Below are 13,330 nucleotides of genomic sequence, written 5' to 3' on the forward strand. Positions count from 1 at the left end.
TATGGTTTAGTTGAGGGTACTTCAGGTTTTTAGATATAATAAATATCAAAGAGTTTACTGATTTTTAGTGGAGATGACATATGAAACAATCCGTTTTTAATTTTATAAAAAAACATCACATGCTTCAAAATGGAGCAACCGTATTAGTTGGGGTATCCGGCGGAGCTGATTCCATGGCATTACTACATTTTTTATATCATAACAGACAGAGATGGGGGTTACATATTGTTGCGGTTTCCCTTGATCATCAATTAAGGGGAGAAGAATCCCGATTAGACGTGGAATTTGTACGGGATACATGTCAAGAATGGGGGATACCGTTCGTTTCGGATTCCTTACATGTGCCGGCATACAAAGAAGAAAAAGGCTTAGGTACGGAAGTTGCTGCCCGTGAATTAAGATACCAGTTTTTTGCACAACAAATGGAAACATTACAAGCCGATTATTTGGCATTGGGCCATCATGGGGATGACCAAATTGAAACGATGCTTATGAGTCTTACCAGATCTGCTTCATCTACCGCCTTTTCTGGTATACCTGTGAAGCGACCGTTTTCAGGAGGTTGGATTATACGACCATTCTTATGTACAACCAAAGCAGATATTGAAATCTATTGTAAGGAGCATGGCATCACATACCGGACTGATGAGACCAATTTCGATACTGCCTATACAAGGAATTTTTTCAGAAAACATCTACTTCCATTAATAAAAGAAAAAAATAATAATATACATACTACCATACAATATTTAAGTGAAACGCGGCACGAGGATGAGAGTTTCCTGCAAGAAAAAGCGAAGGAGATAGTCCGGGAAATGGTTGTCCTTGATTCACAAAAACATAGGGCAACATTTAAAATCGATGCGTTTAAAAAACAGGCCCAAGCTTTACAAAGGCGTGCACTTCATCTAATATTAAATTATCTATATGGGGATTTACCTTATGATTTATCTTATATGCATGAGGAAGCATTTTTTTCATTATTAGAAACGGAAAAAGGAAATAACCGTATCGATTTTCCATTTCAGCTAAGAGTTGAAAAATCATACGAGGAAGTGTTATTTTATTTCCCGGATGAATCTACTCAAGATTATTCTTACCATAAGATTCTTCATGTTCCAGGAGAAATTGTTTTGCCAGATGGGGCGGTCATCATATCCGCAGAAGCGAATCATAAAGTGAAGCAAGAAAAGCTTTCTTATGGAGTAAACGCAGGTCAAGTTGCGTTACCATTACATATAAGAACGAGAAAACCTGGTGACAGGATGAGTTGGAAAGGTTTAAATGGAAGTAAAAAAATAAAGGATATCTTCATTGATGAGAAAATTCCCATTAGCAAACGGAATAGTTGGCCTATCTTAGTTGATAATAACGATGATATCCTTTGGTTAATCGGTTTAAAAAAAGGGAATCCAACATCAGAACAAAAAGATGGTCAATGGATACAAGTTCAATACAGAGCAGGCAGCAGTAGGAGGATATAGATGGTGAAAGATAACATACACAATGATATAGAAAAAATCTTAATAACAGAGGAAGAAATAAAAGCGAAATGTAAGGAATTAGGAGAACTGCTAACGAAAGAATATGATGGCAAATTCCCATTAGCAGTTGGTGTGTTAAAAGGTGCAATGCCTTTTATGTCTGATATTCTGCGTTATACAGACTGTCATATTGAGATGGATTTCATGGATGTTTCGAGTTATGGAAATGAAACTCGTTCTTCTGGTGAAGTAAAAATTGTAAAAGATTTAAATACAAAGGTAGAGGGTCGGGATTTACTGATTATCGAGGATATTATTGATAGTGGCCTAACTTTAAGCTATCTCGTTGATTTATTTAAATATCGTAAAGCAAACTCCATTAAAATTGTCACTCTTCTGGATAAACCGGAAGGAAGAACAGCGGATATTACAGCGGATTTAGCAGGTTTTAATGTTCCTAACGAGTTCGTTGTTGGTTATGGCCTGGATTATGCTGAAAAGTACCGAAATCTGCCATATATTGGTGTACTTAAACCGAAAATTTATGGTGGAGAATAATTTCAACATAATAGGCGATACTGTGAGATTGAGCACATCTAATTAGTTAATATGGAATGACTGAAAGCGATTAGCAAAATCAGAAGAAAAGGAAGTTAAATTAGTTGTAAATAAAGTTTTTCATATGGTACGATGAACTATAGTTTTTCCCCGTCAGGGAGGAGGTACGAAATGAATCAGATTTTTCGCAATGTGTTCTTTTGGATGCTTATTTTCTTCGTTGTTATCGGAGTAATAGGAGTATTCAACGGCCAAGGTGAAGAAAGAGAACAATATAATGTAAGAGAATTTATGGATGAATTAAGTGCTGGAAATATTGAGGATATGACATTACAGCCGGCAAACGGTATTTATCGTATTACAGGTGAATTAAGAGATAATACGACTTTCATTGCTCAAATACCTGATAATACAGATGTGATTGCTCAAGTAACAGAAACAGCAACAGAACAAGGGGTCCTTAATGTAATAGAAGAGGAACAGCCAAGTCCATGGTTAACCTTTTTAACAGGAATACTTCCATTCTTATTGATTGGTCTGTTTATTTTATTTATTTTTAGCCAAGCTCAAGGTGGCGGCGGTGGTGGCCGTGTCATGAATTTTGGTAAGAGTAAGGCGAAAATGTATACCGAAGAAAAGAAAAAGGTTCGCTTTAAGGATGTAGCTGGTGCAGATGAGGAAAAACAAGAACTTGTGGAAGTTGTTGAGTTCTTAAAAGACCCTCGTAAATTCTCAGCAGTTGGTGCACGTATTCCTAAAGGGGTACTTTTAGTAGGACCTCCTGGTACAGGTAAAACATTGCTCGCTCGTGCTGTAGCTGGTGAAGCAGGTACACCATTCTTCTCTATCAGTGGATCTGATTTCGTGGAAATGTTTGTAGGGGTAGGTGCTTCCCGCGTACGAGATTTATTTGAAAATGCGAAGAAGAACGCTCCTTGTATTATCTTTATTGATGAAATTGATGCAGTTGGTCGTCAGCGTGGTGCAGGTCTTGGCGGTGGTCATGATGAACGTGAACAAACCCTTAACCAATTACTTGTTGAAATGGATGGGTTTGCTGCCAATGAAGGCATTATTATCATCGCGGCAACAAACCGAGCTGATATACTGGACCCAGCATTATTACGTCCTGGACGTTTTGACCGTCAAATTTCGGTAGATCGCCCAGATGTAAATGGACGTGAAGCTGTATTAAAAGTACACGCACGAAATAAGCCTTTAGATGATTCCGTTGATTTAAAAACGATTGCGATGCGCACACCAGGATTCTCAGGTGCAGATTTGGAGAACTTGCTAAATGAAGCAGCCTTAGTTGCAGCTCGGGATAATCGTAAAGCTATCAGCCAAGAAGATATTGATGAAGCGACAGATCGTGTCATTGCAGGGCCGGCTAAAAAGAGCAGGGTCATTTCTAAGAAGGAAAGAAATATTGTTGCTTACCATGAAAGTGGACATACGGTCATTGGTATGGTGCTGGACGAAGCCGACATGGTACATAAGGTGACGATTGTACCCCGTGGGCAAGCGGGCGGATATGCAGTCATGCTTCCGAAAGAGGACCGTTACTTTATGACAAAACCGGAATTGTTTGATAAGATAACGGGCTTGTTAGGCGGACGTGTTGCCGAGGAAATTATCTTCGGTGAAGTAAGTACGGGAGCTCATAATGACTTCCAGCGTGCCACGAATATTGCCAACAAGATGATTACGGAATACGGTATGAGTGATAAAATTGGGCCATTGCAATTTTCCAGCGGTGGCGGCGGTAACGTATTCTTAGGCCGTGACATTCAAAACGAACAAACATACAGTGATACCATTGCATATGAGATTGATAAAGAAATGCAGAACTTTATTAATTACTGTTATGACCGTGCGAAGCGGATTCTTACCGAAAATAAGGATAAACTTGAGTTGATTGCGAAGACATTACTTGAAGTGGAAACATTGGACGCAAAACAAATTAAGTCTTTATTTGAAGAAGGTAAACTGCCAGAGCCAGTAGCCACTGATTCGGAGGAAGATGTGAAAGTTAATATCCAATCCAAAGAAGATGAAGATGCAGTAGGGTCATCTTATGAAGAGGCTAAAGCTGGTGCGGAAGATAAGAAAGAAGAAGAAATAGTAGATCCTTCTCCGGAAGAACCAAACCCTTCCGATGAAGATAAAAAATAACGGCAAGTAAACAGTCACTTTTCTCATAAGTGGCTGTTTTTTTTGTACTCGGCTATCTAGCTCCAGCACCCAGCAACTAGCGAGACTTCCCTCACCTCCGTACGATAAAGAAGACTTGCCGATTGGTGAAACCAGAGGCTTAGTCGTACTTATACCCTTGCGGTGAAAGTCAACATCGACTCACTCCGTTCGCCGTGTTTCCTTTATCTCCTACGGGGACTGTTCGGTTAAAACCGCCGCTTTGCGTGACAACACCGAACCACCTGGCATGGCCAGGCGCAGTCCGTACGTCGCTAAACGGGCGCTTGCGCTTTTCCTATAGTTCACTAGTTTTTGTTTTAAAAGGAAATTGTGGTATATTTTACACGTGCATTAGCATAGTACATACGTTGTTTTTAGTTTTCCCTGTTGATTATAGTACGAATAAGTAATGTGCGCTGCCCAATTCCGCTCTGGGCAGTCGCGCACCTTAGGGCAACGCTTCAGCCACCTCGCGGAAAGTGTAGTGTGTTTCCGGAGTGGTTAACTGCGCCATACTATTATTTCAACTTAGGTAGTCAGCTATTATTTTTTTGTAATAAGAATGATTATTTTCCAATAAGCAGAGGATACATTTAAGGAAGGTTTGGTGGGGAATGCTATTTGTTATTGATGTTGGAAATACAAATACAGTACTAGGTGTTTTTGAGAAGAATACATTAAAGCATGAATGGCGTATAAAAACCGATCGATATAAGACAGAAGATGAGTTTGGAATGCTAATTAAGTCTCTGTTCGAATATAATAAAATTCAATTCTCGGATGTAAAAGGTGTAGTCATCTCGTCAGTAGTTCCACCAATCATGTTTGCACTCGAGAAGATGAGTCGGGATTATTTTGGCTTGGAACCTTATATCATCGGAAAAGATGATTTTACACGTTATTTAAAAATGAGTTATCCAAATCCTAAGGAAATTGGTGCCGATCGTGTAGTTAATGCTGTTGCAGCCATTAAGCAATATGGCGGACCACTCATTATTATTGATTTTGGAACAGCGACAACGTATTGTTATATAAATGAACAGGAGGAATATTGCGGTGGCATTATCACACCAGGTATGAATATCTCAATGGAAGCTTTATACAGCAAGGCATCCAAACTTCCGAAGATTGAAATTGAGGCACCTCAAAGTGTTGTTGGATCATCTACTGTTGAGGCAATGCAGTCTGGTGTATATTTTGGAACAATAGGAATGATTGATGGTTTAGTTAATCGAATGAAAAAGGAAATAAATGGGGAACCAAAAGTGATTGCAACTGGTGGTTTATCTAAATTAGTTGCAAAGGATTCGACGACCATTGATGAAGTAAATCCGCATTTAACTCTAAAAGGATTATATATTATCTATCAACAAATAACTAATGGTAAGAGGTAACTAAAGGAGATGATGGTATGAAGGACTATTTAGTAAAGGCAACAACCTATAATGGAATGATTCGCGCGTATGCTGCTTCTACAACAGACTTGGTGGAAGAAGCTCGCAGAAGACAGGATACATGGGCAACAGCATCTGCTGCATTAGGTAGAACATTGACAGTAACAGCAATGATGGGGGCGATGTTAAAAGGGGAAGATTCGATCACCGTTAAAGTCGATGGGGATGGTCCGATTGGTGCTATTGTAACAGATGGAAATGCGAAAGGACACGTACGTGGCTACGTCATTAATCCGCATGTTGATTTTGATTTAAATGAAAAAGGGAAATTGGATGTACGACGTGCAGTGGGTACCCAAGGTAGAATTAGTGTTATTAAGGATCTGGGGCTTAAAGATTATTTCACAGGGGAAGTACCAATTATTTCTGGGGAAATAAGTGAGGATTTTACGTATTATTTTGTATCATCCGAACAAATCCCTTCTGCAGTTGGAGCAGGTGTCCTTGTTAATCCTGACCATACAATATTGGCTGCCGGAGGTTTTATTGTACAAGTAATGCCTGGTGCAGATGATGACGTAATCGGTAAACTGGAAGAACGAATTAATAATTTTCCAGCCATTAGTAATATGGTGAGAGAAGGGAATACTCCAGAGCAAATCTTAGAGCGTTTATTTGGTGAGGGCCAAGTGAAGTTTCATGAGAAGATGCCAATTGAGTTTCGTTGCCAATGTTCCAAAGAGCGAATTGCCAATGCAATTATCGGGCTGGGGAATGAAGAAATCCAAGATATGATAGAGGAAGACCATGGTGCCGAAGCTAAATGCCATTTTTGTAATGAAACGTATCAATTTACTGAAGAAGAGCTAAAAGAACTGAAACAGTAGTGGAAGGAAGTTGCGATTGATGCCAAAAAAATTGCTGCTTAGTATTATCGTAGTGCTCCTAATCACCAATATTGCTTCACTGCTTTTATTAAATCGCGAAAGCAAGGTTGCTGTGGATAGCAATAATCAGACGTTTTCCGCAAAGGATGCTGTAGCGACGGTAAATGGAGAGGAAATAATATATGTGGATTGGGTCAATTCATTAATAGACAGCTCCGGCAAAAAGGAACTGGAAACGATGATAGACAGAGAGGTCGTTAGTCAGTTAGCAAATCAATATCATATCGAAGTGGATGAGAAAGTTATCCAGCGTGAAATCTCTCTACTAACTTCGATGCAAGGAGTCATGACAGAGGAAGAGTTTAAAGAACTTGAAGAGGGTTGGCGGGATGATATTATATACCGGTATCAATTGGAGAAGTTATTAACGATGGATGTTTCCGTTTCAGAAGAAGAGATACAACAATTTTATAATACGTATGGAAACCAATATAATTTTACAGAGGCCATGCAGATTTCGCATATTCTGGTTGAAGATATGGAAACAGCAGAGAAAGTGAAACGTGAACTTGACCAAGGTGCATCTTTTACATTGCTTGCTAAAGAATACTCTATGGATGAGGAAACACGGGATAATGGAGGTTATATTGGTTTTATTCATACGAACAGCCAATTTTTCCCAAACGGATATGAAGATGTGGCAGAAGGAATGAATGAGTATTCCTATAGCGAGCCATTTCCAGTTGATGATGGGGTTGCTATTATGTATTTCCATCGCAAACTTCCGTCCATTGACTTTACGTATGAGGAAATGAAGCCTTATATTGAGAGTGAACTGGCACTTCAACAATTAAATCAATCTCTTTCAGCGGACCCATTATGGGAACAATTAGATATTGAATGGATATATGGAAGGTAGCTAGTAGGTCTTAAAAAGTGAATGTGTGTTGCCTTTAGCAAAATGCCCTAATTTTACGTACCCCCTGAGACTAGTATTTTATAATTACACATGACTGCTTATTATTTACTTTTAGATGAAAAATAATACTAAAAATTGGTAAAATAGCCTTTTTTTCTTGACAGTATGGAGGAAAAGGGATAAATTAAACATATAAGAATAGTGGGAATTATAAGGAGGGCTTTTTGTGAGAGTAGCGGATTCAATTATAGGTTTAATCGGAGAAACACCAATTGTTAAGTTAAACGGTATTACGGATGAGAATAGTGCTGATATTTATGTGAAATTGGAATTCTTTAATCCGGGAAGCTCTGTAAAAGATCGTATTGCGATGGCGATGATTGAAGCTGCGGAAGAGGAAGGAATCCTTAAAGAAGGAGATACGATTGTTGAACCTACAAGCGGAAACACTGGTATTGGTCTTGCGATGGTTGCGGCAGCAAAGGGTTATAAAGCAATCTTAGTTATGCCGGACACGATGAGTATCGAGCGTCGTAATCTTCTAAGGGCATATGGGGCTGAACTTGTTTTAACTCCAGGTGCTGATGCGATGAAAGGTGCTATTGCAAAGGCGGAAGAATTGCGAAAAGAAAACGGTTATTTCATGCCACAGCAATTTAATAACGAAGCGAATGTAGATGTGCATGAGCGTACAACTGGTAAAGAAATCGCTAGTCAAATGAAAGATGGTTTAGACGCATTTGTTTCCGGTATTGGTACAGGTGGTACCATCACAGGAGCGGGTAAAGTACTAAAAGAACATTTTGATGGAATTAAACTTTATGCAGTAGAGCCATCCGCTTCTCCAGTTCTTTCAGGAGGATCTCCAGGGCCACATAAAATTCAAGGAATCGGTGCAGGTTTTGTACCTGAAATTTTGGATACGGAAATATATGAAAAAGTTATAACAATCGAAAACGAAGAAGCATATGAAACGGCACGTCTGGTAGCAAGAAAAAATGGAATTTTAGGCGGCGTTTCAGCTGGTGCTGCAGTAGCTGCTGCCAAGAAAGTAGCAAAAGATTTAGGCAAAGGCAAAAAAGTATTAGCAGTCTTCCCTGATAATGGGGAACGCTACTTGTCAACACCACTTTATCAATTTGAAGAAGAAAAATAGAGCGCAAAAAAAGGATTAGCCCAAGCGGTGCTAATCCTTTTTTTACTCGTTGCCACAAAAAATAAATTTTTAAAATTCCGTATAGCAGACAATAACTTAATGAGTTGCTTGTTTAAAATGTGATGAATAATAATCCTACATAATTAATATAAAGTGCGATGTAGTATAGTTCAACGTTGATCTCCGCTCCAATCAACCAGCTTAACAGTTGTTAGCTATGCTAGGAATTTATTTAGCTAAATCAGATGTTAGAAAGATAAAAGCACAAAACTAGCGGAGGAAATACACGGAGACTCCTGCAGGAAAAGAGGCATCGGTGAGACCCCTAAAGAAGATAGCACGAGGAGGCTCACCAGCCGCCCGCGGAAACCGTAGTGTATTTCCGGAGCGGTTTATAAGGCACCAATCATCATCTAAACTATGTTGTATTCTATTGATTTATTGACAAAAACAACAAATTATTTAGAAAACATCATAATTTTTTTATTAAGAATGGAAGAGCTTTTGGAATATATGGTAGGATAATGTAAGAATAAGGATTGGAAGAGGGATTGTTGTATGGAATTAAAGACAAAGACTAAGACTCTGCATTTATCAGAACGTACACATATTATGGGGATTTTAAATGTTACTCCAGATTCCTTTTCAGATGGAGGAAACTATACCACTATAGAAAAGGCAGTCGAACAGGCCAAAAAAATGGAGCAGGAAGGTGCCGATATAATTGATATCGGTGGTGAATCAACACGGCCTGGGCATGTTCCTGTATCGGTAGAAGAAGAAGTTGAGCGAGTTGTACCGGTCATTAAGGCTATCAAACAGCATGTAAATTTGCCAATATCCATTGATACGTTTAAAGCAGAAACAGCCAGACATGCGATTGAAGCAGGAGCTGATATTATCAATGATATATGGGGAGCGAAAAAGGATCCGGAAATCGCTCATGTTGCTACTAAGCTTGATGTACCTATTATCCTGATGCATAACCGCGATAACGAAAACTACACCTCCTTAATTGATGATATGAAAAAGGATTTGCAGGAGAGTATCGATATTGCTATCAAAGCTGGCGTGCGGAAAGAAAACATTATACTCGACCCGGGAGTAGGCTTTGCAAAATCAGCAGAAGATAATTTAGTGGTTATGAACCGTCTGGAATCATTTGTTCAAATGGGCTATCCCTTTTTATTGGCAACGTCACGCAAGCGTTTCATTGGCAGCACATTGAATATTGCCGAGCCAACACAGCGCGATATTGGAACAGGTGCAACGACATGCTTAGGAATTGTGAAAGGGGCACAAATCGTTCGTGTCCATCATGTTAAAATGAATGTGGAACTAGCTAGAATGATGGATGCGATGCTGCGTCAGGAGGGATAATATGGATAAAATACTATTATCTAATTTACAGTTTTATGGATTCCATGGATTAATGCCAGAAGAGAATAAATTAGGCCAACGGTTTCAAGTTGACCTCGAGTTGTATGCGGACTTGGAGAAGGCAGGCAAAACCGATGATATGAATGATTCTATCGATTACGGTGAAGTATATGATATAGTAAAATCAATTGTCGAAGGAAAGGCAAAAAAACTTATTGAGGCCGTAGCAGAAAGTATTGCTCAAACTCTCCTTTCTTCTTTTGAAAAGTTAGAAGCATGTAAGGTGAAAGTCATTAAATCCGACCCGCCCATACCCGGGCATTACGATTCCGTTGCTGTAGAAATTTATCGGGAGAAAAGCCAATGAATCATGCGTTTTTATCACTGGGCACGAATATAGAACCAAGAATGGGTTATTTAAAAGACGCTTTAGAATTATTAGAAAGTCATTCTGATATTTCTATTGAAACAAAATCCTCTATTTATGAAACACCACCAGTAGGATACACGGATCAGGCGGATTTTTTAAATATGGTAGTCGATGTGGCAACAACTCTATCGCCATTAGAACTGCTTACCTACTGTCAGTCGATCGAACAGCAGCTGGGGCGGAAAAGAGAAATCCGGTTTGGCCCGAGAACAATAGACCTTGACATTTTGACCTACAATAACGAAAATAGTACAGTAGAAAGATTGCTTATTCCGCACCCGAGAATGCATCAGCGTGCATTTGTACTCATTCCTTTACATGAAATTGCTCCCAATTTTGTGATTCCGATATGGAATAAGTGTGCAAAAGAATTATTAGACGAACTTCAAGAATCAGACATTAAGGGAGTAAGGAAATGGATGCAAAACGACTTGGCAGAAGGATAAAAGCTTTTCGAAAATTAAAAGGATATACCCAAATAGATTTTGCTAAAGAATTGGACGTATCCATTTCGTATATTGGAAATGTAGAACGTGGGACGAGAGCAGTGACAGATGAATTATTAGATCAAATGGCAGAAGTTCTGGATATAGCGAAGGAAGAAATTACGATGGAGTAATATGCAAGGAAAAAGGTTTAAAAGGGAACGGACGAGTGTGAAAAGAAATAAATCATGCTAAAAAAGCGGGAATAATGATTGGATATCCTATATAACTATGTTGAAAAATAGAAGCTTAAAAGCAAAGTTTTATAAAGAATTTGCGACAGGTTAACCTGCCAGTAGCTTTGCTGGCAGGTTTTTATGAATAAGAAAGTGTACATATGATCAAGTATTTATAATGCAGCAGCAGGCCATAATGCCAATAAAGACAGAATGTATTGGACGTAATACTACATACGTGAAATATATCATGATTTCTTATATACTAACACCTATAAAAGACTGGAGGGCTTTATTGTGTCAGAAGAATTAAATGAACAAATGCTCGTAAGACGTGACAAATTAAATGAGTATAGAGAGCAGGGGTTAGACCCTTTTGGTGAGAAATTTGATCGTACTCATCTAGCCAGTGAGATATTTGAAAAATATGAGCCATTCTCTAAGGATGAATTACAGGAAAAAGAGGAACAAGCTACGGTAGCTGGAAGAATTATGACAAAACGCGGAAAAGGTAAAGCCGGATTTACTCATATACAGGATTTAAGTGGCCAAATTCAAATCTATGTGAGAAAAGATATGATTGGTGAACAGGCTTATGAAATATTCAAAACGATAGACCTTGGAGATATTATTGGAGTAACAGGTGATATTTTCCGTACTAATACAGGTGAACTATCCATTAAAGCTAAAGAATTTCAATTATTAACTAAGTCGTTGCGTCCGTTGCCAGAGAAATATCACGGACTGAAGGATATTGAACAACGTTATCGTCAGCGCTATTTAGATTTAATTACAAACATGGAAAGTAAGCAAACGTTTATTGAGCGCAGTAAAATTATTCAGTCTATGAGGGAATATCTAAATAGTCATGGATATTTAGAAGTGGAAACGCCAATGATGCACAGTATACCTGGTGGAGCAGCGGCACGACCATTTGTTACACACCATAATGCATTGGACATTCCGCTGTATATGCGTATCGCAATTGAACTCCATCTAAAACGCCTAATTGTTGGCGGATTGGAGAAAGTATATGAAATTGGACGTGTATTTCGTAATGAGGGTGTTTCAACAAGACATAACCCGGAGTTTACCATGATTGAGTTATATGAAGCATATGCGGACTACCATGATATTATGGAATTAACGGAGAACCTAATTGCACATATTGCAAAAGATGTATTTAGCAAAACCAAAATTACCTATGGAGAATATGAAGTAGATCTAGAGCCAAAATGGAAGAGACTTCATATGGCTGATGCTGTAAAAGAACAAACAGGAGTAGACTTCTGGAAGAAAATGAGTGATGAAGAGGCTCGTCAACTAGCTAAAGAACATGGTGTAGAAGTAAAGGATACCATGACGTTTGGACATGTCCTAAACGAATTCTTTGAACAAAAGGTAGAGGAAACATTAATCCAGCCAACATTCATTTACGGCCATCCGGTGGAAATATCTCCATTGGCTAAAAAGAATAAAGAGGACGAGCGTTTTACAGATCGCTTTGAATTATTTATTGTCGGACGAGAGCATGCGAATGCATTCAGTGAGTTAAATGATCCAATCGATCAACGCGAACGTTTTGAAGCACAGGTGAAAGAAAGAGAAGAAGGAAATGATGAAGCACATCTTATGGATGACGATTTCCTTGAAGCGTTAGAATATGGTATGCCTCCAACAGGTGGGTTAGGTATTGGTATCGACCGCTTGGTTATGTTACTGACAGATTCACCATCTATAAGGGATGTATTATTATTCCCGCAAATGCGAAATAAATAGTGATTAAATAAAGCCCTTAACAATAACTGTCATATACAGAAATGTTGTTAGGGGCTTTTGGTAGTCCAATTCTTTGTAATTGTGAATTTAAATCCTGGGCGTGAACATTTATATAGTAATCTCTATATAATAGTATGGAATTTTAACGACGGTAAATCCACGTAGTTAAAATAAAAGTTCCTTTATGTGATGTTGGAGTAAAGAAGAAGTGCATTTGAAGCTTTCTAAAGGAATGGTTTTTTATAAGGCTTTTCTAAGATTATGATACGTTTGTAGTAATTTCCTCATATTACCAGTAATTACTACTTGATTTTAGTATTTAAACATGGTAAATTAATAAACGTCGCTTCGGTAAGAGGCAACAACAAAAAATATCTCAAATAGAGTTGACAATAAAAACTCTATATGATATATTAATAAAGTCGCTGTTACGAAGCGATAACAAATTTTGCTCTTTGAAAACTGAACAAACAACCAGTAAGTTAA

12 protein-coding genes are annotated in these 13,330 nt (G+C 38.4%); all 12 read left to right on the top strand.

The window, feature by feature from the left end; all coding sequences use genetic code 11:
* The first annotated feature begins 80 nt into the window (after positions 1-80).
* The 12 genes from tilS to lysS all read left to right on the top strand — a co-directional run bounded on the left by tilS (position 81) and on the right by lysS (position 12,844).
* Complete coding sequence (gene tilS / locus GMJ66_RS09115) at positions 81-1,484, top strand: tRNA lysidine(34) synthetase TilS (RefSeq protein WP_156290005.1); 1,404 nt, start codon at positions 81-83, stop codon at positions 1,482-1,484.
* Entirely contained in the window at positions 1,485-2,042 is a 558-nt protein-coding gene (hpt, locus tag GMJ66_RS09120) for a hypoxanthine phosphoribosyltransferase (RefSeq protein ID WP_156290006.1), read from the top strand. It begins immediately after the preceding gene.
* 171 nt (positions 2,043-2,213) lie between these two features.
* Positions 2,214-4,217, top strand: a complete 2,004-nt coding sequence (gene ftsH, locus GMJ66_RS09125; protein WP_156290007.1) for an ATP-dependent zinc metalloprotease FtsH — start codon at positions 2,214-2,216, stop codon at positions 4,215-4,217.
* Between the two features lie 635 nt (positions 4,218-4,852).
* Positions 4,853-5,632 carry a type III pantothenate kinase gene (locus GMJ66_RS09130; RefSeq protein ID WP_156290008.1) on the top strand — a complete coding sequence of 260 codons (780 nt, stop codon included), beginning with the start codon at positions 4,853-4,855 and terminating at the stop codon, positions 5,630-5,632.
* A gap of 17 nt (positions 5,633-5,649) precedes the next feature.
* Positions 5,650-6,519, top strand: a complete 870-nt coding sequence (gene hslO / locus GMJ66_RS09135) for an Hsp33 family molecular chaperone HslO (RefSeq protein WP_156290009.1) — start codon at positions 5,650-5,652, stop codon at positions 6,517-6,519.
* Positions 6,520-6,538: 19 nt separating this feature from the next.
* Positions 6,539-7,438: a peptidylprolyl isomerase gene (locus GMJ66_RS09140; RefSeq protein ID WP_156290010.1), complete on the top strand. Its 900-nt coding sequence runs from the start codon at positions 6,539-6,541 to the stop codon at positions 7,436-7,438.
* Between the two features lie 226 nt (positions 7,439-7,664).
* A complete protein-coding gene (gene cysK, locus GMJ66_RS09145) occupies positions 7,665-8,594 on the top strand; it encodes a cysteine synthase A (RefSeq protein ID WP_156290011.1) in 930 nt (309 codons plus the stop codon).
* A gap of 558 nt (positions 8,595-9,152) precedes the next feature.
* Positions 9,153-9,974, top strand: a complete 822-nt coding sequence (gene folP, locus GMJ66_RS09150) for a dihydropteroate synthase (protein ID WP_156290012.1) — start codon at positions 9,153-9,155, stop codon at positions 9,972-9,974.
* Between the two features lies 1 nt (position 9,975).
* Complete coding sequence (folB, locus tag GMJ66_RS09155) at positions 9,976-10,341, top strand: dihydroneopterin aldolase (protein ID WP_156290013.1); 366 nt, start codon at positions 9,976-9,978, stop codon at positions 10,339-10,341.
* Positions 10,338-10,850 carry a 2-amino-4-hydroxy-6-hydroxymethyldihydropteridine diphosphokinase gene (gene folK / locus GMJ66_RS09160; protein ID WP_156290014.1) on the top strand — a complete coding sequence of 171 codons (513 nt, stop codon included), beginning with the start codon at positions 10,338-10,340 and terminating at the stop codon, positions 10,848-10,850. Before folB ends, folK begins: the two co-directional genes overlap by 4 nt.
* Complete coding sequence (locus GMJ66_RS09165; protein ID WP_156290015.1) at positions 10,820-11,023, top strand: helix-turn-helix domain-containing protein; 204 nt, start codon at positions 10,820-10,822, stop codon at positions 11,021-11,023. Before folK ends, GMJ66_RS09165 begins: the two co-directional genes overlap by 31 nt.
* A 339-nt stretch (positions 11,024-11,362) precedes the next feature.
* Positions 11,363-12,844, top strand: coding sequence for a lysine--tRNA ligase (gene lysS / locus GMJ66_RS09170; RefSeq protein ID WP_156290016.1), 1,482 nt, complete (start codon positions 11,363-11,365; stop codon positions 12,842-12,844).
* Positions 12,845-13,330: the final 486 nt, after the last annotated feature.

The organism is Oceanobacillus salinisoli, from assembly GCF_009733865.1.
Lineage (GTDB): Bacteria > Bacillota > Bacilli > Bacillales > Amphibacillaceae > Oceanobacillus > Oceanobacillus salinisoli.

What these genes read in the sequence shown, in the direction of transcription:
- tilS (WP_156290005.1), top strand. Translation starts at nt 81, where the DNA reads ATGAAACAATCCGTTTTTAATTTTATAAAAAAACATCACATGCTTCAA.
- hpt (WP_156290006.1), top strand. Translation starts at nt 1,485, where the DNA reads ATGGTGAAAGATAACATACACAATGATATAGAAAAAATCTTAATAACA.
- ftsH (WP_156290007.1), top strand. Translation starts at nt 2,214, where the DNA reads ATGAATCAGATTTTTCGCAATGTGTTCTTTTGGATGCTTATTTTCTTC.
- GMJ66_RS09130 (WP_156290008.1), top strand. Translation starts at nt 4,853, where the DNA reads ATGCTATTTGTTATTGATGTTGGAAATACAAATACAGTACTAGGTGTT.
- hslO (WP_156290009.1), top strand. Translation starts at nt 5,650, where the DNA reads ATGAAGGACTATTTAGTAAAGGCAACAACCTATAATGGAATGATTCGC.
- GMJ66_RS09140 (WP_156290010.1), top strand. Translation starts at nt 6,539, where the DNA reads ATGCCAAAAAAATTGCTGCTTAGTATTATCGTAGTGCTCCTAATCACC.
- folP (WP_156290012.1), top strand. Translation starts at nt 9,153, where the DNA reads ATGGAATTAAAGACAAAGACTAAGACTCTGCATTTATCAGAACGTACA.
- folB (WP_156290013.1), top strand. Translation starts at nt 9,976, where the DNA reads ATGGATAAAATACTATTATCTAATTTACAGTTTTATGGATTCCATGGA.
- folK (WP_156290014.1), top strand. Translation starts at nt 10,338, where the DNA reads ATGAATCATGCGTTTTTATCACTGGGCACGAATATAGAACCAAGAATG.
- GMJ66_RS09165 (WP_156290015.1), top strand. Translation starts at nt 10,820, where the DNA reads ATGGATGCAAAACGACTTGGCAGAAGGATAAAAGCTTTTCGAAAATTA.